At 69.1% G+C, this 21,034-nt stretch carries 21 protein-coding genes; 2 read left to right on the top strand and 19 right to left on the bottom strand.

Annotated elements, in window-relative coordinates; genetic code table 11:
- Positions 1-32: 32 nt before the first annotated feature.
- From IF54_RS0130025 to IF54_RS0129970, 12 genes are all read right to left on the bottom strand, one after another.
- Positions 33-2,897: a DEAD/DEAH box helicase gene (locus IF54_RS0130025; RefSeq protein WP_030324388.1), complete on the bottom strand. Its 2,865-nt coding sequence runs from the start codon at positions 2,895-2,897 to the stop codon at positions 33-35.
- A 40-nt stretch (positions 2,898-2,937) separates the two neighbouring features.
- Positions 2,938-3,828 (bottom strand): diacylglycerol kinase, encoded by an 891-nt coding sequence (locus IF54_RS0130020; RefSeq protein ID WP_030324386.1) that lies wholly within the window; start codon positions 3,826-3,828, stop codon positions 2,938-2,940.
- A 31-nt stretch (positions 3,829-3,859) separates the two neighbouring features.
- The gene (gene tatC, locus IF54_RS0130015; protein ID WP_030324384.1) at positions 3,860-4,810 is read right to left on the bottom strand and encodes a twin-arginine translocase subunit TatC; all 951 of its coding nucleotides are present in this window, start codon (positions 4,808-4,810) and stop codon (positions 3,860-3,862) included.
- Positions 4,811-4,858: 48 nt separating this feature from the next.
- A complete protein-coding gene (tatA, locus tag IF54_RS0130010; RefSeq protein ID WP_030324381.1) occupies positions 4,859-5,146 on the bottom strand; it encodes a Sec-independent protein translocase subunit TatA in 288 nt (95 codons plus the stop codon).
- Between the two features lie 258 nt (positions 5,147-5,404).
- Positions 5,405-5,599: a hypothetical protein gene (locus tag IF54_RS0130005; RefSeq protein ID WP_030324376.1), complete on the bottom strand. Its 195-nt coding sequence runs from the start codon at positions 5,597-5,599 to the stop codon at positions 5,405-5,407.
- Positions 5,600-5,609: 10 nt separating this feature from the next.
- The gene (locus IF54_RS0130000) at positions 5,610-5,900 is read right to left on the bottom strand and encodes a hypothetical protein (protein WP_030324375.1); all 291 of its coding nucleotides are present in this window, start codon (positions 5,898-5,900) and stop codon (positions 5,610-5,612) included.
- On the bottom strand, positions 5,897-6,961 hold the full coding sequence (locus IF54_RS0129995) for a helix-turn-helix transcriptional regulator (RefSeq protein WP_030324374.1): 1,065 nt from the start codon (positions 6,959-6,961) through the stop codon (positions 5,897-5,899). Before IF54_RS0129995 ends, IF54_RS0130000 begins: the two co-directional genes overlap by 4 nt.
- A gap of 18 nt (positions 6,962-6,979) precedes the next feature.
- On the bottom strand, positions 6,980-7,933 hold the full coding sequence (locus tag IF54_RS0129990; RefSeq protein WP_020141357.1) for a helix-turn-helix transcriptional regulator: 954 nt from the start codon (positions 7,931-7,933) through the stop codon (positions 6,980-6,982).
- 187 nt (positions 7,934-8,120) lie between these two features.
- Complete coding sequence (locus IF54_RS0129985) at positions 8,121-8,492, bottom strand: FKBP-type peptidyl-prolyl cis-trans isomerase (RefSeq protein ID WP_020141356.1); 372 nt, start codon at positions 8,490-8,492, stop codon at positions 8,121-8,123.
- 86 nt (positions 8,493-8,578) lie between these two features.
- On the bottom strand, positions 8,579-9,583 hold the full coding sequence (locus tag IF54_RS0129980; protein ID WP_020141355.1) for an FKBP-type peptidyl-prolyl cis-trans isomerase: 1,005 nt from the start codon (positions 9,581-9,583) through the stop codon (positions 8,579-8,581).
- A gap of 127 nt (positions 9,584-9,710) precedes the next feature.
- Positions 9,711-11,072, bottom strand: coding sequence for a Pup--protein ligase (gene pafA, locus IF54_RS0129975; protein ID WP_020117715.1), 1,362 nt, complete (start codon positions 11,070-11,072; stop codon positions 9,711-9,713).
- A 9-nt stretch (positions 11,073-11,081) separates the two neighbouring features.
- Positions 11,082-12,341: an MFS transporter gene (locus tag IF54_RS0129970; RefSeq protein WP_030324370.1), complete on the bottom strand. Its 1,260-nt coding sequence runs from the start codon at positions 12,339-12,341 to the stop codon at positions 11,082-11,084.
- 137 nt (positions 12,342-12,478) lie between these two features.
- Between IF54_RS0129970 and IF54_RS0129965 the strand changes: the two genes are divergently transcribed.
- On the top strand, positions 12,479-13,495 hold the full coding sequence (locus IF54_RS0129965; RefSeq protein ID WP_030324367.1) for a LacI family DNA-binding transcriptional regulator: 1,017 nt from the start codon (positions 12,479-12,481) through the stop codon (positions 13,493-13,495).
- Positions 13,496-13,575: 80 nt separating this feature from the next.
- Here IF54_RS0129965 and prcA read toward each other — a convergent pair whose 3' ends face one another.
- The 6 genes from prcA to arc form a co-directional block, all read right to left on the bottom strand.
- A complete protein-coding gene (prcA, locus tag IF54_RS0129960) occupies positions 13,576-14,331 on the bottom strand; it encodes a proteasome subunit alpha (RefSeq protein WP_028810249.1) in 756 nt (251 codons plus the stop codon).
- A gap of 60 nt (positions 14,332-14,391) precedes the next feature.
- On the bottom strand, positions 14,392-15,237 hold the full coding sequence (gene prcB, locus IF54_RS0129955; protein ID WP_037820795.1) for a proteasome subunit beta: 846 nt from the start codon (positions 15,235-15,237) through the stop codon (positions 14,392-14,394).
- A complete protein-coding gene (locus IF54_RS0129950; RefSeq protein WP_030324361.1) occupies positions 15,189-15,794 on the bottom strand; it encodes an endonuclease VII domain-containing protein in 606 nt (201 codons plus the stop codon). The genes prcB and IF54_RS0129950 overlap by 49 nt, the downstream gene beginning before the upstream one ends.
- 49 nt (positions 15,795-15,843) lie before the next feature.
- The gene (locus IF54_RS0129945; protein ID WP_020141350.1) at positions 15,844-16,062 is read right to left on the bottom strand and encodes a ubiquitin-like protein Pup; all 219 of its coding nucleotides are present in this window, start codon (positions 16,060-16,062) and stop codon (positions 15,844-15,846) included.
- A 155-nt stretch (positions 16,063-16,217) separates the two neighbouring features.
- Positions 16,218-17,729 carry a depupylase/deamidase Dop gene (gene dop, locus IF54_RS0129940; RefSeq protein ID WP_199821263.1) on the bottom strand — a complete coding sequence of 504 codons (1,512 nt, stop codon included), beginning with the start codon at positions 17,727-17,729 and terminating at the stop codon, positions 16,218-16,220.
- Positions 17,730-17,974: 245 nt separating this feature from the next.
- The gene (gene arc, locus IF54_RS0129935; RefSeq protein ID WP_030324355.1) at positions 17,975-19,741 is read right to left on the bottom strand and encodes a proteasome ATPase; all 1,767 of its coding nucleotides are present in this window, start codon (positions 19,739-19,741) and stop codon (positions 17,975-17,977) included.
- Between the two features lie 244 nt (positions 19,742-19,985).
- Between arc and IF54_RS0129930 the strand changes: the two genes are divergently transcribed.
- Complete coding sequence (locus IF54_RS0129930) at positions 19,986-20,291, top strand: ferredoxin (protein ID WP_030324352.1); 306 nt, start codon at positions 19,986-19,988, stop codon at positions 20,289-20,291.
- A gap of 57 nt (positions 20,292-20,348) precedes the next feature.
- Here the strand turns inward: IF54_RS0129930 and IF54_RS0129925 are convergent, their stop codons facing one another.
- A complete protein-coding gene (locus IF54_RS0129925) occupies positions 20,349-20,927 on the bottom strand; it encodes a hypothetical protein (RefSeq protein ID WP_030324350.1) in 579 nt (192 codons plus the stop codon).
- Positions 20,928-21,034 lie beyond the last annotated feature (107 nt).

Below are 21,034 nucleotides of genomic sequence, written 5' to 3'. Positions count from 1 at the left end.
GCCACAGACAACCCGCGCCCGCCGACGAAAGATCACCCCACCGACGAGTAGGCCACAACCCCTCTCAGCAACAGATCAACCGCCTTACGCGCGTTCTTCGCGACGGAGGACGACCCCTCACCCCCGGACACCGGCGCCGCCGCCGAGATCTGCCCCAGCACATCGATCACCTGCTTGCACCACCGCACGAAGTCCCCGGCCGGCATCTCCGCCTCCCGCAGCACCTCGTCGAGCCCCTTCCCGGAAGCCCACATGTACGCGGACCAGGCGAACCCGAGATCGGGCTCCCGCTGCCCGACCCCCTCGGTCTGGTTGATGCGGAAGTCCTCCTCCAGGGCGTCGAGGCGTCCCCAGATCCGCACCATCTCACCGAGCGCGGCCTTGGCCTTCCCGGACGGCAGCTTGGGAGCCATCGCGTCGTCGCCGACCCGTGACTCGTACACCAGCGCCGAGACGCACGCGGCGAGTTCGGCGGGGCCGAGCCCCTCCCAGACCCCTTCCCGCAGACACTCACTGGCGAGCAGGTCGAGCTCGCCGTACAGCCGGGCCAGCCGCTTGCCGTGCTCGGTGACCTCGTCAGCGCGCAGGTAGTCCAGCTCGGTCAGCAGGGCCACGATCCGGTCGAAGGTGCGCGCGATGGTGTTGGTGCGGCCCTCGATCCGCCGCTCCAGCTGTGTGGTGTCCCGCAGCAGCCGGTGGTAGCGCTCGGCCCAACGGGCGTGGTCCTCCCGGTCGTTGCACCCGTGGCAGGGGTGCGCCCGGATCGCGGTGCGCAGCCGGGCGATCTCCCGGTCGTCGGCGGCCTGGGACCGCTTCTTGCGGGCCCGCTCCGGCGGAATGTGCCCGGCCTTGCTGCGCAGCGCGGAGGCGAGGTCCCGACGGGACTGCGGTGAGCGCGGGTTGAAGGTCTTCGGGATCCGCATCCGCTCCAACGCCTCGACGGGCACCGGGAAGTCCATCGACGCGAGCCGCTTGACCTGCCGTTCGGCGGTGAGCACCAGCGGCCGCGGACCGTCGTGCTGCTCGAAGCCGCGGTGGCCGTTGGACCGCCCGGCGGGCAGCCCCGGGTCGAGGACCAGGGCGAGACCGGCGTACTTGCCGGTCGGCACATGGATGACATCACCCGGCTTGAGCTTCTCCAGCGCCACGGCCGCCTCGGCCCGTCGCTCGCTCGCTCCCTGCCGGGCCAGCTCGGTCTCCCGGTCCTTCAGCTCCCGCCGCAGTCGCGCGTACTCCTCGAAGTCGCCGAGGTGGCAGGTCATGGAGGCCTTGTAGCCGTCCAGGCCCTCCTCGTTGCGCTGCACCTGCCGGGAGATCCCGACGACCGACTTGTCGGCCTGGAACTGCGCGAAGGAGGTCTCCAGGAGCTCGCGCGAGCGGTGCCGCCCGAACTGCTCCACGAGGTTGACCGCCATGTTGTACGACGGCTTGAAGCTGGACCGCAGCGGGTACGTGCGCGTGCCCGCGAGACCCGCGAGGTGCTCGGGGCTGCTGCCGCGCTGCCACAGCACCACCGCGTGGCCCTCGACGTCGATGCCGCGCCGCCCCGCACGCCCCGTCAGCTGGGTGTACTCGCCGGGCGTGATGTCGGCGTGCTGCTCGCCGTTCCACTTGACGAGCTTCTCCAGGACCACCGACCGCGCGGGCATGTTGATGCCCAGGGCGAGGGTCTCGGTCGCGAACACGGCCTTGACCAGTCCGCGGACGAACAGCTCCTCGACGACCTCCTTGAAGGTCGGCAGCATGCCGGCGTGGTGGGCCGCGATACCGCGCTCCAGGCCCTCCAGCCATTCGTAGTACCCGAGGACGTGGAGGTCCTCGGTCGGGATCGACGCGGTGCGCTCCTCGACGAGCGCGCGCACCTTCGCGCGCGCCTCGTCGTCGTTCAGCCGCAGACCGGCGTACAGGCACTGCTGTACGGCCGCCTCGCAGGCGGCGCGGCTGAAGATGAACGTGATGGCGGGCAGCAGCCCCTCGGCGTCGAGCCGCTCGATGACCTCGGGCCGGCTCGGTGTCCACACCCGGGAGCGCTGCCGGCGCTCCCGCTCCCGGTCGGCCTCGCGCATGGCGCGGCCGCGCCTGCGGTCCTGGTACGACGGCCGCTGGGCCTCCATCCGGGCCAGCCGGACGAGGTCGGGGTTGACGGCCTTCTTGTTGCCCTCGCCCTCCTCGAACAGGTCGTACATCCGCCGTCCGGCGAGCACGTGCTGGAACAGCGGCACGGGCCGGTGCTCGGAGACGATCACCTGGGTGTCACCGCGGACGGTGTCGAGCCAGTCGCCGAACTCCTCGGCGTTGGACACGGTCGCCGACAGGGACACCAGGGTCACCGACTCGGGCAGGTGGATGATCACCTCTTCCCACACGGCGCCCCGGAAGCGGTCGGAGAGGTAGTGCACCTCGTCCATGACCACGTAGCCGAGGCCGAGGAGGGTCTGCGAGCCCGCGTACAGCATGTTCCGCAGCACCTCGGTGGTCATCACGACCACGGGGGCGTCGGAGTTGACGCTGTTGTCGCCGGTGAGCAGGCCGACCTTGTCGGCGCCGTAACGGCGGCTGAGGTCCGCGTACTTCTGGTTGGACAGCGCCTTGATGGGGGTGGTGTAGAAGCACTTCTTGCCCTGTTTCAGGGCGAGGTGGACGGCGAACTCGCCGACGATCGTCTTGCCGGAGCCGGTGGGGGCGGCGACCAGCACGCCCTTGCCGGCCTCGAGAGCCTTGCAGGCCTCGATCTGGAAGGGGTCGAGACCGAAGTCGTACATCTCGCGGAAGCCCGCGAGCGCGGTGGCCTGCTCGGCTGCCCGCAGGCGGGCTGCCGCGTACCGCTCGGCCGGTGAGAGGTCCTCTGTCATCGTGCTTTCGAGCGTACCGGGCCCCACTGACAACAGGACGATCATTATCCGGATCGGATCCCGTGAAACCTGCTCTTCACGCAGTTCACGGACCTATGACGGACACGGCCGCGCGGACGCACCGCGCGGTGAGCGGCAGCGGCCCGAGCGGTTCGCCGTCCGCGTACCCGGTCACGTCGTGTGCGGCGATCTCGACCTTCGCCGCCCGCACGACGCTGACCTTGGGATGCTCGACGTGGGTGCCGCGGTACACGCGCGGGAACACCCGCAGCAGCGTCGTCCGGGTGCAGTCGCCGACCACCGTGACGTCGAAGAGCCCGTCGGTGAGGTCCGCGCCCGGGCAGATCCGCATGCCGCCGCCGTACGAGGAGCCGTTGCCGACGGCCACCAGGGTCGCCTCGACCTCGCGCACCTGGCCGTCGTCGAGCGTGATCCGGTAGGGGACGGGCCGGAAGGCGGCGAGTTCGGCGAGCAGGGCGAGGTCGTACTTGAAGCGGCCGAGGGGCCATCTCATGCGGTTGCCGCGGTCGTTGACGCGGGAGTCCAGGCCGGAGGCGAGGACGGTGCCGAACCAGTGGTCGCCGACCCGGCCGAGGTCGATGTCGTTCAGGCGGCCGTCCTTGAGTGCCTCGGCGATCAGCCGGGCCGCTGCGGCGGGGTCGCGCACCGGCAGGCCGAGGGTGCGGGCGAGGTCGTTGCCGGTGCCGACGGCGATCAGGCCGAAGGGGGTGCGGGTGCCGGCGACGGCCTGGAGGGCGAGGTTGGCCATGCCGTCGCCGCCGACGGCGATGAGGGCTCCGGTGCCGTCCCGCACGGCGGCACGCGCGCGTGCGAGGGCGTCGGGGGCGTTCTCGCCGAGGACGGTCCGCACCGAGAAGCCGGCCGCCCGCAACGCGGAAGCGGCCGGCCGCGCCGCTCGGGCGCCCCGGCCGCGGCCCGCGGTGGGGTTGACGAAGAGGGTGATCTCGCAGGTCACGGAAGTGACCTTATGAGCTGGGCCCCGGTCGTCAGGTCACGTCGTCATAACCGTTGACCCGGTCCGTCGCCGACTGCTCGGGCAGCGCCCGGCTCGCGGAGACGGTCTCGACCTCGCCTATGGCCTCGGGGGTCAGGTCCAGCTCGGACGCCTCGTCGTCGGCGGGGCCCTCGGCCTCGCGGCGGCGCTTGCGGCGGTCGTTGAGCAGGGAGAAGACGGTCGCACCGAAGTACAGCACCCAGATCGGCGCGGCGAGCGCCAGCATCGTCAGGGGGTCGGTGCTCGGCGTGGCGACGGCCGCGAACACGGTGATGGCCATGATCATGCCGCGCCACCAGCCGAGCATGCGCTTGCCGGTGATCAGCCCGGTGAGGTTGAGGAAGACCAGCAGCAGCGGCAGCTCGAAGGAGAGGCCGAAGACCAGCACCATGCGCAGGACGAGGTCGAGCAGATCGTCCAGGGGCAGCAGGTTGGAGGTGCCGCCCGGGGTGAAACCGATCAGCACCTGGGCCGTGGTCGGCAGGACCGAGTAGGCGAAGTAGGCGCCGACGAGGAAGAGCGGGGCACCGGTGCCGACGAACGCGTAGGCGTACTTCTTCTCGTGGCGGTGCAGACCGGGGGCGACGAAGGCCCACAGCTGGTAGAGCCAGACCGGCGATGCCGCGACGACACCGGCCATCAGGGACACCTTCAGCGCGAGGGTGAAGGGCGTCAGGAGGCCGTTGATGGTGATCTCGGCGCACGGCTTGGTCGACTTCGTCGACCGGGCCAGTTCCGCGAAGGACTTGTCACAGCCGACCGCGTCGAGGATCGGCCTGGTGATCAAGTTGATGATGTCGTTGTAGAAGAAGGCGGCGATCACCGTGACGACGATGATGGCCAGCATCGCCTTCGCGAGCCGGTTGCGGAGCTCACGAAGGTGATCCGCGAGAGGCATCCGCCCCTCGGGATCCTTCTCCTCTTTGCGGGCAGACTTGAGCAACCCACGTTCCCATCTCGTGCAGGCGGGCCGGAGGTCACCGGCCCCGCGTCAGCGCTTGGTCGTGTCCGTCGGCTCGGTGACCGGGCGCGAGCTGGTCACGTCGCCCGGGGAAGCCTGGATGGTGCGCTGAGAGGCCTGCTCGTCGGTGCTGGGCGGGCCGGCAGGGGTGGTCGTGCTGCCGCTGCCCTCTTCCTTCATCGCCTTCGCCTCGCTCTTGAGGATGCGGGCGGACTTGCCGAGGGAGCGCGCCATGTCGGGAAGCTTCTTCGCGCCGAACAGCAGGATGACGACGACGAGGATGAGAATGATCTCGGGGGCGCCGAGCCTTCCGAACATAAGTCTTTACCTTCTCACCGAGGCGGCTTGTGGGGTGCTGTCCGACCGGTCGGACACCTGTCCGACCAGCCGTGCTGGCAGCGATCGTAACGCTCAGGGGTGAACGCCTGGCAATCCCTGTGCGTACTCCCGGTTCGCGACCGAGCCTCGTTATCCGGACCGCGACCAGCAGCGTACCTGCCGACCCCGGCCCGGTGACAGGGCGAAGTGCCCCAAAACGCTTCCGGCGCTCGACTCACACCCGACTCTCAGCCGCACTCACAGTGAGTTCGCGGAACGGGCCGTGCTGACCGCCGCCCGCTCCAGGTCCTCGGCGGCCCGGTTGATGCGCCGCGTGGACTCCGTGACCTGGCGGGCGAGGCGTTGCGCCTCCAGGAAGACCCGGACGGCGAGCACGCCCAGGACGGCGAGACCCGTGAAACCCAGAGCTACCGCGAACATCGGCCAGAACATGGCACCGAGCCTAGAGGGTGGAGTGCAGCCGCAGCGTCTGCACCCCGCCACCGGTCAGCAGCTCCACGATCCGTTCACCGGCGGGCTTGCGGACGGCGGCGCCGCACTCGGGGCAGGTGAAGGAGTAGAAGGTGGTGCGGCTGGAGGCGCCGATGGCCAGGCGCAGGGCGCTCGCGGCCAGCTCGAACCGCTCCCGGCAGTCCGGGCAGCCGGCCTTGAAGGTCACCGGCGCCGCGCTTCTCATCCCCGCGAAGGCGGCAGCCACCGTCATCCCCGCACCGGACGTCGCCGACTCGCTCAAAGCCCCTGCTCCCGCCTGTCGTCCTGCCCGTCGCGCCGCCCCTCGCGCCCCGCGCCCGCCCCGTGGGCGCCGTGCGCCTCGACCCCGTCGTAGGCCGCCAGCGCCTCGCGCGCCGCCTCACGCGCGCTGTCGGCGAGATCGCGCGGCGAGACGATGCGGCCGTCGCGGCCGAGCCGGAGCGCCAGGCGCCGCAGCGACGCCGGGTCGGGGGTGCGCAGGGTAATACGCAGCCCGCCGTCGGAAAGCTCATCCGCACTGTCGTGCGGGTAGTACTCGGCGACCCAGCGACCGCCGGGACCGACCTCGACGACGACCTCGGGGTCCTCGGCGGCGGGCTGCACGAGCCCCTCGGACAGGTCCCTGAGCTCGATCTCCGGGGGCGCCGACGGCTCGTCGAGGATCTTGATCTCGGCGACCCGGTCGAGCCGGAAGGTGCGCCGCGCCTCGGAGCGCCGGCACCAGGCCTCGACATAGGTGTGACCGACACTCACCAGGCGGATCGGGTCGATCTCGCGTTCGGTGACCTCGTCGCGGGCCGGTGAGTAGTAGCGGATCCACAGCCGGCGCCGCTCGGAGATGGCCCGGTCCACGTCCGCGAAGACCCCGCCCTCGGACTCGAAGGTCACCGACAGCCGGGAGCTCGCGCCCGCCTGTTCCCCGGCCGCGGTCTCCACCTTGGCGGTGGCCCGCAGCAGCGCCTGCCGGTCGCTCTCCCGGAGGCCCGGCAGCGTGGAGACCGCGCGGGCGGCCACCAGGAGCGCGGTCGCCTCGTCGGCGGCGAGCCGGAGCGGCTCGGCCGTCTCCTCGCCCAGCGCGGCGGGGTTGTGCCACCAGATCCGCTCGCCGTCGGTGTCGATGTCGAGCAGGTCGCCGCCGCGGAAGCTGGTGCCGCACATGGGCAGCACGTCGAGGTCGGAGACCAGCTCGTCCTCGGTGATCCCGAAGGCCCGGGCCACGTCCTCGACCCGCGCCCCGGGGCGCTCCTTGAGATAGGTCACCAGGGAGAGCATCCGCCGGGTCTGGTCGATGGCGTTCGTCGGCCTGACCGGTTTGCCTGCCATGATCTCTTCCGCTCCCCCTCAGCCCTTGGCCACGGCACGCAGCCGGTCCACCACGTCGGCCCGCAGTTCGGCGGGCTCCAGGACCACCACGTCGGGGCCGAACTCCACCAGCCAGGCGTCCAAGCCGTGGCCGTACGGAATCTCCAACTCGTCCCAGCCGTCGCCGAGTTCCCGCACCGCGGTGGCCTTCGCCCGCAAGGGGTACCCGGCGCCCGTGCGCAGCCGGATCAGCGCGCTGCGGTCGGCGGTCTCCCCCGCCCAGCCCGCCACGGTCTCGCGGACGGTGACGACGTCGGGGACCGGGGCGGTGAAGCGCGTCCCGCGCGAGCGGACCTTGCCGGTGATCCGGGAGAGCCGGAACACCCGCTCGGCACCCCGGTCGCGGTCGAAGCCGGCCAGGTACCAGTGTCCGCGCCAGCACTCCAGCGCCCACGGCTCCACATGGCGGGGCTCGGGGTGGGCGGCCGTGGCCTTGCGGTAGTCGAAGACGACCGGGCGGCGGTCGCGGCAGGCGAGCATCAGGGGCTCGAAGGAGGCCTCGTGCACCGGGATGCGCGGCTCCAGGGCGCCGTGCGCCTCGTACGGGTCGACGTCCTCGGGCAGCCCCGCCGCGCGCAGCTTCTGCAACGCGCCGCTGGCCGCGCCCGCGAGCCGGGCCTGCTGCCACACCTTGGCGGCGAGCCCCAGGGCCGCGGCCTCCTCGGCGTCGAGGGTGATGGGCGGCAGCCGGTTGCTGTCCCGCCGGGCGAGATAGCCGACTTCGCCGTCGAGATTCTCAACGGTCTCGATCACAAGGCCGAGTTCGCGCAGATCGTCCTTGTCGCGCTCGAACATCCGGTTGAAGGAGTCGTCGGAATTGGCTTCCAGGTAGGCCTCGATGGACTCCCGGAGCTCCCGCTTGCTGAGCGGCCGTCGCGTCCCGAGCAGACACAGCGCCAGATTCATCAGCCGCTCGGCCTTGGCAATGGCCATCGACGCCCTTCGCCTCCCTATGGTGCTTACGGACGATGACCGTACCGCCCCGAAGGAGCAAGGGAAAAGCCGAGGGCCCATGCACGGACAGGCATGGACCCTGGTCGATCGGGTCCGGTCGGATGTCGTACGACGATCCGACCGGGACGCGATCCTTTACGACTGTTCTGATGCCGCGGTACGACGATCAGACGGCGATGAGGTCGACCACGAAGATCAGGGTCTCACCGGGCTTGATCGCCGGGGTGGGGCTCTGGTTGCCGTAGGCGAGGTGGGCCGGAATGGTCAGCTGGCGACGGCCACCGACCTTCATGCCCTGCACGCCCTGGTCCCAGCCCTTGATGACCCGGCCGCCGCCCAGCGGGAAGCGGAAGGGCTGACCGCGGTTCCAGCTGGCGTCGAACTCCTCGCCGGTGCTGAAGGAGACGCCCACGTAGTGGACGGTGACGGTCTGGCCGGCCTGCGCAACCTCGCCGTCGCCCTCCCAGATGTCCTTGATCTCCAGGTCCGCCGGGGGCGCGCCCTCAGGGAAGTCGATCTCGGGCTTGTCGATGCTCACGTCACTCGCTCCTGCTTGTTCACGGAAAGGCAACAGGGACCAGTCTTACATCCCCGCCAAGGACCTGCGCGCATGTCCCCCGTGCGTCACATCTTCGCCAGGATGTCCACGGTGAAGACCAGCGTGGAGTCCTTCTCGATACCGCTGCCGGCCGGCGGCTTGTCGCCGTAGCCCAGCTTCGGCGGGATGGAGATGAGCACCCGGCTGCCCACCTTCTTGCCGGTCAGGCCCTGCGCCCAGCCCTTGACGACCTGCTGGAGCGAGAACGAGGCCAGCTGCCCCCGGCTGTACGTCGAGTCGAACTCCTTGCCGGAGTCCCACACCACGCCCTTGTACTGCACGAGCAGGGTGCTGTCCGCAGCGACCTCGTCGCCGTCGCCCTCGATGACGTACTCCGACACCAGCTTGGTGGGCGCGGCCTTCTTGGGCACCTCGATGGAAGGGGCCTTGCCGTCGGTGTTGGTGCCGACCTTGGGCAGCGCGGAGTCGGTCTGCGGGACGTTCTTGCCCTTGGCGGAGCTCTTGCCGTTGAACGTGTTCTGGATGTCGACGACGAACACCAGCGTGTCGGTGCCCTTGATGCCCGCCTGCGCGTTGCCCTCCTTGCCGTACGCCCAGGTGGGCGGCACCGAGAACTCGACGCGGCTGCCGGCCTTCTTGCCCGGCAGGGCGTACCGCCAGCCGTCGATGATGCTGCTCTGCGCGAGCTGAATGACCAGCGGCGTCTTGCGGTCGTAGGAGTTGTCGAAGACCTTCGCGGTGGAGTAGATCTGGCCCAGGTAGTGGGCCTGGATGTAGTCGCCCTCGGCGACCGTGGTGCCGTTGCCCGTGATCAGCGTCTTGACCGCGAGCTGGTCGGACGGGGAACCGCTGCCCTTGGCCACGGTCGGCTTCTCACCGAACTTCGCGCCCGCGGTGATCGCCGGCAGCGGACCGTCGACGATCTTCGGCGGTGGCGCCGAGGAGGCCGAGGACGACGCCGAGGGTGACGTGCTGTCGCTCGCCTTGCTCGAGTCGGACTTGTCGTCACCGCATGCGGCGAGAGTGGCCAGTCCTGCGGGAACGGCAATGATGAGTGAGCGTCGGCGCACGGTGGGGGCCTCGTAATCGGTCGATCTTGTAGATGGCGTGCGCGCAACTCTACGGCGTGCGAAGGGCGCCGTACGGGAAACGTACGGCGCCCGTGTTGCGTTCCGACGGTGATTCGGAACGCTCTGCTCACATTCCGGCGATCAGTTTCTCCACCCGGTCGTCCACCGACCGGAACGGGTCCTTGCACAACACCGTGCGCTGCGCCTGGTCGTTGAGCTTCAGGTGCACCCAGTCGACGGTGAAGTCCCGGCGCTGTTCCTGGGCCCTGCGGATGAAGTCACCGCGCAACCGGGCCCGAGTGGTCTGCGGCGGAACGGACTTGCCCTCGAAGATCTTCAAGTCGTTGCAGATCCGGGCGGCTTGACCCTTCCTCTCCAGAAGGTAGTAGAGACCACGACGGCGGTGAATGTCGTGATAAGCGAGGTCTATCTGCGCGACCCGCGGATGCGACATGGTCATGTTGTGCTTGGCCCGGTACCGCTCGATCAGCTTGTACTTCATGACCCAGTCGATCTCGGTGCCGATCCGGTCGAGGTCCTCCGCCTCGATCGCGTCCAGCGTGCGGCCCCACAGCTCCAGGACCTGGTCGACCGTGCCGGTGCGGATCCCGCGCCGCTCGACGAAGTCCACCGCCTTCTCGTAGTACTCGCGCTGCACCTCCAGCGCGGAGGCCTCCCGGCCGCTGGCCAGACGCACCTTGCGCCGGCCGGTGATGTCGTGGCTGACCTCGCGGATCGCCCGGATCGGGTTCTCCAGGGTCAGGTCCCGCATCACGGTGCCCGCCTCGATCATGCGCAGCACCAGGTCGGTCGCGCCGACCTTGAGCAGCATGGTCGTCTCGGACATGTTCGAGTCGCCCACGATGACGTGCAGACGGCGGTAGCGCTCGGCGTCGGCGTGCGGTTCGTCGCGGGTGTTGATGATCGGCCGGGAACGGGTCGTCGCCGAGGAGACGCCCTCCCAGATGTGCTCGGCCCGCTGGCTGACGCAGTACACCGCGCCCCGCGGGGTCTGCAACACCTTGCCCGCGCCGCACAGCAGCTGCCGGGTGACCAGGAACGGAATGAGAATGTCCGCGAGCCGGGAGAACTCCCCATGGCGTGCGACGAGGTAGTTCTCGTGGCAGCCGTAGGAGTTTCCGGCCGAGTCGGTGTTGTTCTTGAAGAGGTAGACGTCGCCCGCGATTCCTTCCTCGTGCAGGCGTCGTTCGGCGTCCACCAGGAGTCCTTCGAGAATGCGCTCGCCGGCCTTGTCGTGGGTGACCAGTTCGGTCACGTTGTCACATTCGGGTGTCGCGTATTCCGGATGTGAGCCCACGTCGAGATAGAGGCGTGCGCCGTTTCGCAGAAAGACATTGCTGCTGCGGCCCCATGACACGACACGGCGGAAGAGGTACCGCGCCACCTCGTCGGGAGACAGGCGCCGCTGTCCCCTGAACGTACACGTGACGCCGTACTCGTTCTCCAGCCCGAAAATGCGGCGGTCCATGACTGAACATTACGCCCGATCCCCCGAGCTGAAACGGGGTTCGGCAGCACGGTTTGGATCATTTTCCGACGACGACGCAACTACCGCCCGCTTCACGGGCGCTGACAGGACGCGCCCCGTGACCAGCAGAACCAGCAGCGACACACCCCCCGCGGCCCCCGGCACCGCGAACCCCCACAGGGCCCCGCCCCGCTCGACGACCGGGCCCGCCAGGCCCGTTCCGACCGAGGCACCCACGGTGAACGTCGTCACCAGCCAGGAGAAGGCCTCGGTGACCGTCCCGGCCGGCGCGTGCCGGTCGACCAGGACGAAGGCACACGCGATGACCGGCGCCAGGAACACGCCGGCGAGCACCGCCAGCAGCGTCATGGCGACCGCGCCCGGCATCAGCGTCAGCGGCAGGTAACACACCGCCAGGAAGCCCACCAGCACCTGGAGTCGCCGCGCCGGCTCACCGGCCCACTGCCGCGCCCCGTAGGCCAGACCGCCCACCAGCGCGCCCAGACCGATCCCGGCCATCAGCCAGCCGTACACCGCGTCCCCGCCGTGACCGTCGGCGTACGACACGGAGGCCACCGTGATGGACCCCAGCGCGATCCCGACGAACAGGAACGCGCCCAGCATCGCCAGCAGTCCCGGCGAGCGCAGGGCGCCCAGCCAGTGCGCCTCACGCGGCGCGGACCGCCACGCGCGCGCGGGCGGCGCCACGGCCACCCAGAGCGCGCCCAGCACCCCCAGGGCGTTCAGCACCAGCAGGGCCGCCCGCTCCGACCACAGCGACACGCACAGCGTCACCAGCAACGGGCCCACGGTGAACATCACTTCCTGCGCCACCGCGTCCATCGCGTACGCCCGGTGCACCTGGTCCTCCCGGCGCAGCACCGAGGGCCACAGCGCCCGCAGACCGCCCTCCAGGGGCGGCGTGAACAGACCGGCGGCCGCCACACACGCGTAGGCGAGCCCCAGCGGGTCGATGCCGCAGAACGCGAAGCCCGCCATCGCGAGCGCCGACAGGACGGCGGCCGGCAGCTGCACACGCGGCTGGCCGTACAGGTCCACCAGCCGGCCCAGGACCGGCTGGCCCACGGCGTTGGCGACGCCGTACACCGCCGCGAGACCGCCCGCCAGGCTGTAGGTGCCGCCCTCGGCGCGCACGAACAGCACCATGGCGATCGCCGCGGTCGCGTTGGGCAGCCGGCCCACCAGCGTGCCCGTCAGCAGGCGCGCCGCGTGCCTCGCCCTGAGGATCTCCAGGTACCCCGCGGCCATCCCCGCCTCCAAGTCATACGTATAACGTCCGTTCCCATACGTACCATGTGCGCTGTTCGGACGTCCAGACGACCGGAGTGAGCCGAAGGCCCCGACCACGCCCACAGGCCCGCACCAGCAGAAGGAGCACGCCCTCGGTGGCACCCAGCAGCACGCGCCCCACCAGCCGTGACGTCGCCCAGGCGGCAGGAGTCTCCCAGGCCGCCGTCTCCCTCGTCCTGGGCGACAAATGGCGCGGCCGGGTCTCCGAAGCCACCGCCCAGCGCGTCCGCGAGGCAGCCCGCGACCTCGGCTACCGCCCCAACCTCGCCGCCCGCAACCTCCGCCTCGGCCACACCCGCACCGTCCTCCTGGTCGTCCCCGCCCTGACCACGGAGTTCTTCGCCGGCGTCTACACCGGCGCCGCCCGCGTCGCCGCCGACCACGGCTTCGGCGTCGTCCTCTACCCCTCCCCCGAAGGCATCGGCCCCGCCCGCGACCCCTTCGCCTCAGCCCAGGCCGCCCTCGACGGCGTCATCGCCTCCTCCATGGCCGCCGACGCCCTCACCGCCATCCGCGGCGACCAGCTCCCCCTCGTCATGCTCGACAGCGACCCCGCGGCCAACCTCGGCGCCGCCACCGTCAACCTCGACATCGCCGACGGCATCCGCCAGGTCGCCGCCCACCTCCTGGACCTCGGCCACCGCAGCTTCCTGCACCTCGCCGCCGACATCCCGTCCTGGACCTTCGAGGTACGCGCACGCGAACTCGCCGCACAGCTCGCCGCCGTCCCCGGCACCTCCCTGCGCACCGCCCACGCACCCATCACCATCGAGGACGCCCGCACCGCCGCCGAAACCGCCCTCGCCGCACCCGGCCCCCGACCCACCGCCCTGATCTGCGACGACGACAAACTCGCCGCAGGCGCCTACAAGGCCGTACGCCGCCTCGGCCTGCGCGTCCCCCACGACATCTCCGTCACCGGCCTCGACGACCTCGCCCTCGCCACCGCCATCGACCCCGAGCTCACGACCGTACGACTGGACGCCGAACTCTTCGGCGAACACGGCATGCGCGCCCTCCTGGCCGTCCTGGAGGGCCGCACACCCGACGCTGGGGACATCCCCGTCGAACTGGTCGTACGAGGCTCCACGGCCCCACCCAGCGCCCCCTGAACGCCCTGTGCCCCGGCCGAGTGAACGGCCGGGGCACAGAAAGGGTGAACGTCGGCGAATGCCGGACGGAACCGGAGCGACTACTCCTCCTCGGAACCCTCCGCCTCCTCGGCACTCTCCGCCTCGGTCGACGCCCCGTCGGCCTCCAGCAGCCGGGACAGCTGACGACCCACGATCCGCTTGAACTTCCGCTGCTGCGGACGCGTCCGGTCCAGCACCGCCACCTCCAGCCGCTCCGCGGGAATCTCCCGCTCGGTGCCGTTGGTGTCACGGGACAGCGCCTGCACGGCCAGCTTCAGCGCCTCCGCGAGACTCATCCCGTCCTGATGACGCTGGTCCAGATAGCTGCCGATCTGCTCGGCATTGCCACCCACCGCGACCGAACCGTGCTCGTCCACGATCGACCCGTCGTGCGGCAGCCGGTAGATCTGGTCACCGTCCGGCGTCTCACCGACCTCCGCCACGACCAGCTCCACCTCGTACGGCTTCTCAGCACCCGAGGAGAAGATCGTGCCCAGGGTCTGCGCGTAGACGTTCGCCAGACCCCGCGCGGTCACGTCGTTGCGGTCATAGGTGTACCCACGAAGATCGGCATACCTGACACCGCCGATCCGCAGGTTCTCGTACTCGTTGTACTTGCCGGCGGCCGCGAAGCCGATCCGGTCGTAGATCTCGCTGAACTTGTGCAGCGCGCGGGACGGGTTCTCACCGACGAACACGATGCCATCGGCATACTGGAGCACGGCAAGGCTGCGACCACGGGCGATGCCCTTGCGGGCGTACTCGGCCCGGTCGGCCATCGCCTGCTGGGGAGAAACATAGAACGGCGTCGACACCGGTTATCCGTCCCTTTCTGTGGAAGTCACTGCGATCACCTCGAACAAGACCAGAGCCGGCTACAGCAGCGCGGCCCGCGGGCCGTCCGGCTGCTCCAGCCGGCGCTCGAGAATCGAACGGGCGATCTCGGAGGACTCCTCATCGGTCAGCCGACGGAAGCCGTCCTCGGTGATCACGGTGACGATCGGGTAGATCCGGCGGGCGACATCGGGACCACCGGTCGCCGAGTCGTCGTCGGCCGCGTCGTACAGGGCCTGCACCACGAGCGTGGTCGCCTGCTCCTCGGTCAGGTCTTCACGGAAGAGCTTCTTCATCGCGCCCCGCGCGAAGATCGAGCCCGAACCGGTGGCCGCGTAGTTGTGCTCCTCGCTCCGGCCGCCCGTGACGTCGTAGGAGAAGATCCGCCCCTTGTCCCGGTCCACGTCGTACCCCGCGAACAGCGGCACCACGGCCAGACCCTGCATCGCCATGCCGAGGTTCGACCGGATCATGGTCGACAGCCGGTTCGCCTTGCCCTCCAGCGACAGCTGGGCGCCCTCGACCTTCTCGAAGTGCTCCAGCTCCAGCTGGAACAGTTTCACCATCTCCACGGCGAGACCGGCGGTGCCGGCGATCCCGACGGCCGAGTACTCGTCGGCCGGGAACACCTTCTCGATGTCCCGCTGGGCGATGACATTGCCCATCGTGGCGCGACGGTCACCGGCCAGCACGACCCCTCCGGGGAAGGTGACGGCGACGATGGTCGTCCCGTGCGGCGCCTCGATCACGCCCTGCGTGGGCGGCAGTTGCCGGTTCCCCGGCAGCATCTCCGGCTGATGCTCGGACAGGAAGTCCATGAAGGACGACGACCCAGGCGTCAGGAAGGCAGCTGGTAGACGCCCGGTGCTACGAGTGTTGGCTTCCACGCGATTCCTTCCAGGTAAGCAGCAGCCCGCCTTATGGCATCGGGCCGATCCTTGAACTGCCCCAGTGCGGCATTGCAGCTGAAGCACAGTACGCCTCGGACCCTACCCGTCTTGTGGCAGTGATCCACATGCTCCGGCACGGCCGCCAAACATATGCAGCAGACGCCCCCTTGAGAGGCGACCAACTCGTCGCGCTCCGCCTCGGTGATGCCGTACTGACGCTTCAGATGGTCCCGCCGGCTCTGAGCCGCCCTGCACGACTTGCAACGAGTCGACAACCCGTCGGAGGCGGTCGCGTTGCGATGCCACTCGCTGCGCGGCTTGACCTCTCCGCACGTGCGGCAGAGCTTGTGTCCATCCGGGACGTCTATGTGCTCCCGAACCGACTTACCCATAGCCTCCCGGCGCCGCCGGTAGTACGCGGCGCTGTACTCCGCCACGCACTCCCGGCAGTGCACCTGGAGACCGTCACGCCGGTTCTTGTCGAGTGCGAAAGCCGCGAGCAACAGATCCCGCCCGCATTTGCGGCATTCCTTGGCGCTCGGTTCCTCGGCCACTCAGATCCCCCGCAACCTTCACATCGAAGGTAGAGTAGCCAATTTACCTTTACTCGCCACCTTTTTGCACGAAGGAACGCACGAAGTCCTCGGCATTTTCTTCGAGCACATCATCGATTTCGTCCAGGACGGAGTCCACGTCGTCGCTCAGCTTCTCGTGACGCTCCTTGAGGTCCTCGGAGCCCTGCGCCTCCGCGGTCTGCTCCTCGACCTCCTCGGTGTTGCGCGTGGCCTTCTGCTGTCCGCCGCCGGTGTCCTTGGTCGCCATAACCCCTCACCCCGCTCGGTTCGACGTTCTTGATCAGACCCTACTTGCAGGGACTGACATCGGCCCCGCAGTTCCTACAACGTACGGGGGCCATCTCGATGATTCCCTCTGGCCGGGTTTTCCACCCTGCGGGAGCACCCGGCCGAAGGACCTGCTCAGCTGCCGGACAGGACCCTGACCAGGTCTTCTGCCGTGCGGCAGCGGTCCAGGAGCTCCTTGACGTGATTTCGCGTTCCGCGAAGCGGTTCGAGGGTTGGGACGCGCTGGAGCGAGTCCCGGCCCGGGAGGTCGAAGATGACCGAGTCCCAGGAGGCCGCGGCGACGTCGTCGGCGTACTGCTCGAGGCAGCGGCCGCGGAAGTAGGCGCGGGTGTCCTCCGGGGGCTTGGTGCGGGCCCTGTCGACGTCCTGTTCGTCGAGGAGGCGCTTGATGCGGCCGCGGGCCGCGAGACGGTTGTAGAGGCCCTTGTCGGCCCGTACGTCGGCGTACTGGAGGTCGAGGAGGTGCAGCTTGGCGGCGTCCCAGTCGAGGCCGTCACGGCGCCGGTAGCCCTCCATGAGCTCCCGCTTGGCGACCCAGTCCAGCTCGCCGGCGAGGCTCATGGGGTCGTTCTCGAGTCGGTTGAGGGTGTCTTCCCAGCGGGTGAGGACGTCCTTGGTCTGGTCGTCGGCGTCGGCGCCGTAGCGCTCCTCGACGTACTTGCGGGCCAGCTCGTAGTACTCCATCTGGAGCTGGACGGCGGTGAGTGTGCGGCCGCTGCGCAGCGTGACCAGGCGTTGGAGTGTCGGGTCGTGGGAGACCTGGTGGAGGGTGCGTACCGGCTGGTCGACGGCGAGGTCGACGGCGATGAAGCCGTCCTCGATCATCGACAGGACCAGGGCCGTGGTGCCGAGCTTGAGGTAGGTGGAGATCTCGGAGAGGTTCGCGTCGCCGATGATCACGTGGAGGCGGCGGTACTTCTCGGCGTCGGCGTGGGGTTCGTCGCGGGTGTTGATGATGGGGCGCTTGAGGGTGGTCTCGAGGCCGACCTCGACTTCGAAGTAGTCCGCGCGCTGGCTGAGCTGGAAGCCGTGTTCGTGGCCGTCCTGGCCGATGCCGACGCGGCCGGCGCCGGTGACGACCTGACGGGAGACGAAGAAGGGCGTGAGGTGGCGCACGATGTCGGAGAAGGGGGTTTCCCGCTTCATCAGGTAGTTCTCGTGCGTGCCGTAGGAGGCGCCCTTGTTGTCGGTGTTGTTCTTGTAGAGGTGGATGGGCTGGGCGCCGGGGAGCGCTGCGGCGCGTTCGGCGGCCTCGGCCATGATGCGTTCGCCGGCCTTGTCCCAGAGGACGGCGTCGCGGGGGTTGGTGACCTCTGGGGAGCTGTATTCGGGGTGTGCGTGGTCGACGTAGAGGCGCGCACCGTTGGTGAGGATGACGTTGGCGAGGCCGATGTCCTCGTCGGTGAGCTGGCTGGTGTCTGCGGCCTCGCGGGCGAGGTCGAAGCCCCGTGCGTCTCGCAGCGGGTTTTCCTCCTCGAAGTCCCAGCGGGCCCGGCGGGCCCGGTGCATCGCCGCCGCGTAGGCGTTGACGATCTGGGATGAGGTGAGCATGGCATTGGCGTTGGGGTGGCCGGGGACGGAGATCCCGTACTCCGTCTCGATGCCCATTACTCGCCGTACGGTCATGCGGCCCTCCTTGCCCGGCGGCGCCCTCGGTCGGGGGCGGCGCTCAAGTACCGCTGGCGCTCCGGTGCGTGTGCGGTGCCCGTCCCCGCACTGCGCGACTCGGCGGTACCGAAGAGCCTAGAACGGCTCCGCGCTGGTGGGGAGATCATTTGCGTCATTGCCTTGCTCGCCTTTGGTCCGGTTAGTTGCCTGAAAAACAGTCGGCTGCGGGTACCCCGTCGAGGGCACCCGCAGCCGCCCTGTGATTACAGGTACTGACCGGTGTTCGCCACCGTGTCGATGGAGCGTCCGGTGTCGGCGCCCTGCTTTCCGGTGATGAGGGTACGGATGTAGACGATCCGTTCGCCCTTCTTTCCGGAGATGCGGGCCCAGTCGTCCGGGTTGGTGGTGTTGGGCAGGTCCTCGTTCTCCTTGAACTCGTCCACGCAGGCCTGGAGGAGGTGGGAGACGCGGAGGCCCTTCTGGTTGTGGTCGAGGAAGTCCTTGATCGCCATTTTCTTCGCGCGGCCGACGATGTTCTCGATCATGGCGCCGGAGTTGAAGTCCTTGAAGTAAAGGACTTCCTTGTCTCCGTTGGCGTAGGTGACTTCCAGGAAGCGGTTTTCCTCGGATTCGGCGTACATGTGTTCCACGGCCGTCTGGATCATGCTCGCGACGGTGGTGGCCTTGCTGCCGCTGTGCTCGCCGAGGTCGTCGGCGTGCAGGGGGAGGCGCTCGGTGAGGTACTTGCCGAAGATGTCCTTGGCGGCCTCGGCGTCGGGACGCTCGATCTTGATCTTCACGTCGAGTCGGCCGGGGCGCAGGATGGCGGGGTCGATCATGTCCTCGCGGTTGGAGGCGCCGATGACGACCACGTTCTGGAGGCCTTCGACACCGTCGATCTCGGCGAGGAGCTGCGGGACGATGGTGTTCTCCACGTCCGAGCTGACGCCGGAGCCGCGGGTGCGGAAGAGGGATTCCATCTCGTCGAAGAAGACGATGACGGGGGTGCCCTCGCTGGCCTTCTCACGAGCACGCTGGAAGACGAGGCGGATCTGCCGCTCGGTCTCGCCGACGTACTTGTTGAGGAGCTCGGGGCCCTTGATGTTGAGGAAGAAGCTCTTGCCCTGGGCCTGGCCGGTGACCTCGGCGACCTTCTTGGCCAGCGAGTTGGCGACGGCCTTGGCGATGAGCGTCTTTCCGCATCCGGGGGGCCCGTAGAGCAGGACGCCCTTGGGCGGGCGCAGTTCGTGCTCCTTGAACAGGTCCGGGTAGAGGTACGGCAGCTCGACCGCGTCGCGGATGGCCTCGATCTGGCCGCCGAGTCCGCCGATCTGCTCGTAGCCGATGTCGGGGACCTCTTCGAGGACGAGTTCCTCGACCTCGCTCTTGGGGACGACCTCGTAGACGTAGCCGGAGCGCGGCTCGAGCAGCAGGGCGTCGCCGGGGCGGATGGTGACGTCGAGGAGCGGTTCGGCGAGCCGTACCACGCGCTCTTCGTCGGTGTGCCCCTGCACCAGGGCGCGCTCGCCGTCCTCAAGGATCTCCTTGAGGGTGACGATGTCGCCGACGCTCTCGAACTGCATGGCCTCGACCACGTTGAGAGCCTCGTTGAGCATCACTTCCTGGCCGCGCCGGAGCTCTTCGAGTTCGACGCTGGGGCTGACGTTCACCCGCAGTTTGCGGCCGCCGGTGAAGATGTCCGCGGTGCCGTCCTCGTTCGCTTCGAGGAAGACACCGAAGCCGGCCGGCGGCTGCGCGAGCCGGTCGACCTCCTCCTTGAGGGCCACGATCTGGTCGCGGGCCTCACGGAGCGTGTTGGCGAGTCGTTCGTTCTGTGCGGATACGCCGGCCAGGTTGGTCTGCAGCTCGACGATCCGCTCTTCGAGAATCCTCGTGTGTCGCGGAGAGTCGGCGAGCTTGCGCCGCAGGACGGCGATCTCCTGCTCAAGGTAGGCAATCTGCCCGGACGGGTCGTCGGACCCTCGTCCCGGGCGGATGCCGCGGTTCATGTCGTCGTCGTGGGCTGCCACGGTCCTCACCTCCTCCAAGGGGAGCTGGACGCTTCCAGACCCTACCTGGGCGGGTGTCGATTGAAACCCCTAGATCACAAAGACGGTCGGGGTGTGTCCGATCTTCACCCTTGCGCTCTCCCTCACGCCAGGGGAATACCCAGCGAACGTGCCGGGAACCCAGCCCGAGGTAGTGTCGAAGCGTTCAACACCCGTCAGAGCTGGCCGGATTCCCGTTCCGCTCGACTCGTAAACGGCAGGAGACATGGGCGTGCAGCAGGAGGCCGGGGCCGGTGGCGAGACCCTGGAGGTCTGGATCGATCAGGACCTGTGTACGGGTGACGGCATCTGCGTGCAGTACGCGCCGGAGGTGTTCGAGCTGGACATCGACGGTCTGGCCTATGTGAAGGGCTCGGACGACGAGCTGTTGCAGGAGAAGGGCGCCGCAACGCCCGTTCCGCTGCCGCTTCTCACCGATGTGGTCGACTCCGCGAAGGAGTGTCCGGGTGAGTGCATTCATGTACGGCGCGTTTCGGACAGCGTCGAGGTCTACGGCCCGGACGCGGAGTGACCGCTCGGGTGCTCCGTGTGAGCGCTGTCTGATTTCTCACAAGTGTGATCGCTTCGGTCAGACGGTGTGTGTGCCCGCCGGGGTCGAGCGGACGAACGCGCCGTCCTTCCACTGCCATTTCGCCTTGTCCGTCACGTCCGGGCAGCAACTGGGTACGTCCGAGGTGGAATAGCCGAGCAGGGTCGCTTCGACCGCTTCGTCGCTCACCGTGAAGTCGGTGACGGTGTTGCGGCTCTTCGGGCTCAGCAGGGTGGCGACGACTCGGGGTTCGCCACTGTCCTTCGCGCGTGTGATGACGTAGACGGCGTCGGGCGGGGTGCCCATGGCGGCGTCGCAGTGCACCACGACGGCGGTTTCCGGCCGTCCGTCGCCGTCGAGGTCTCCGGAGGCGCGCTTCTGCACCTTCGCCTTGACCGGGCCGCAGTCGATCGGGAAGTGCACGTGGGCGGGGTCGGGTGCGGTGGTGACCACCGGGGCGGGTCTGGCTTCGGGGCCGGCCGCCTGTGCCGCCGTCGCGGGGTTGGGCTGGAGGACCGAGGAGAAGGCCACGACCGCCGCCACGGCGGTGGCGGTGGCGACCCAGTGGATCGGACGGGTGTGCGTGTGTGCCAGTTCCGGGACGGCGGATTGCTGCACTAGGAGCGTCTCCTGTGAGGGCTGTGCCGGTGGGGGGGTGGCCAGCATGGTGCCACACGTCACAGATCCGGGGAACGGCGGGGTGGGTACTTGTCCGGGTTGCGCCG

It is taken from the genome of Streptomyces sp. NRRL B-3229 (genome assembly GCF_000719505.1).
GTDB lineage: Bacteria > Actinomycetota > Actinomycetes > Streptomycetales > Streptomycetaceae > Streptomyces > Streptomyces griseorubiginosus.
This window is presented reverse-complemented; position numbering and strand designations above follow the sequence as displayed.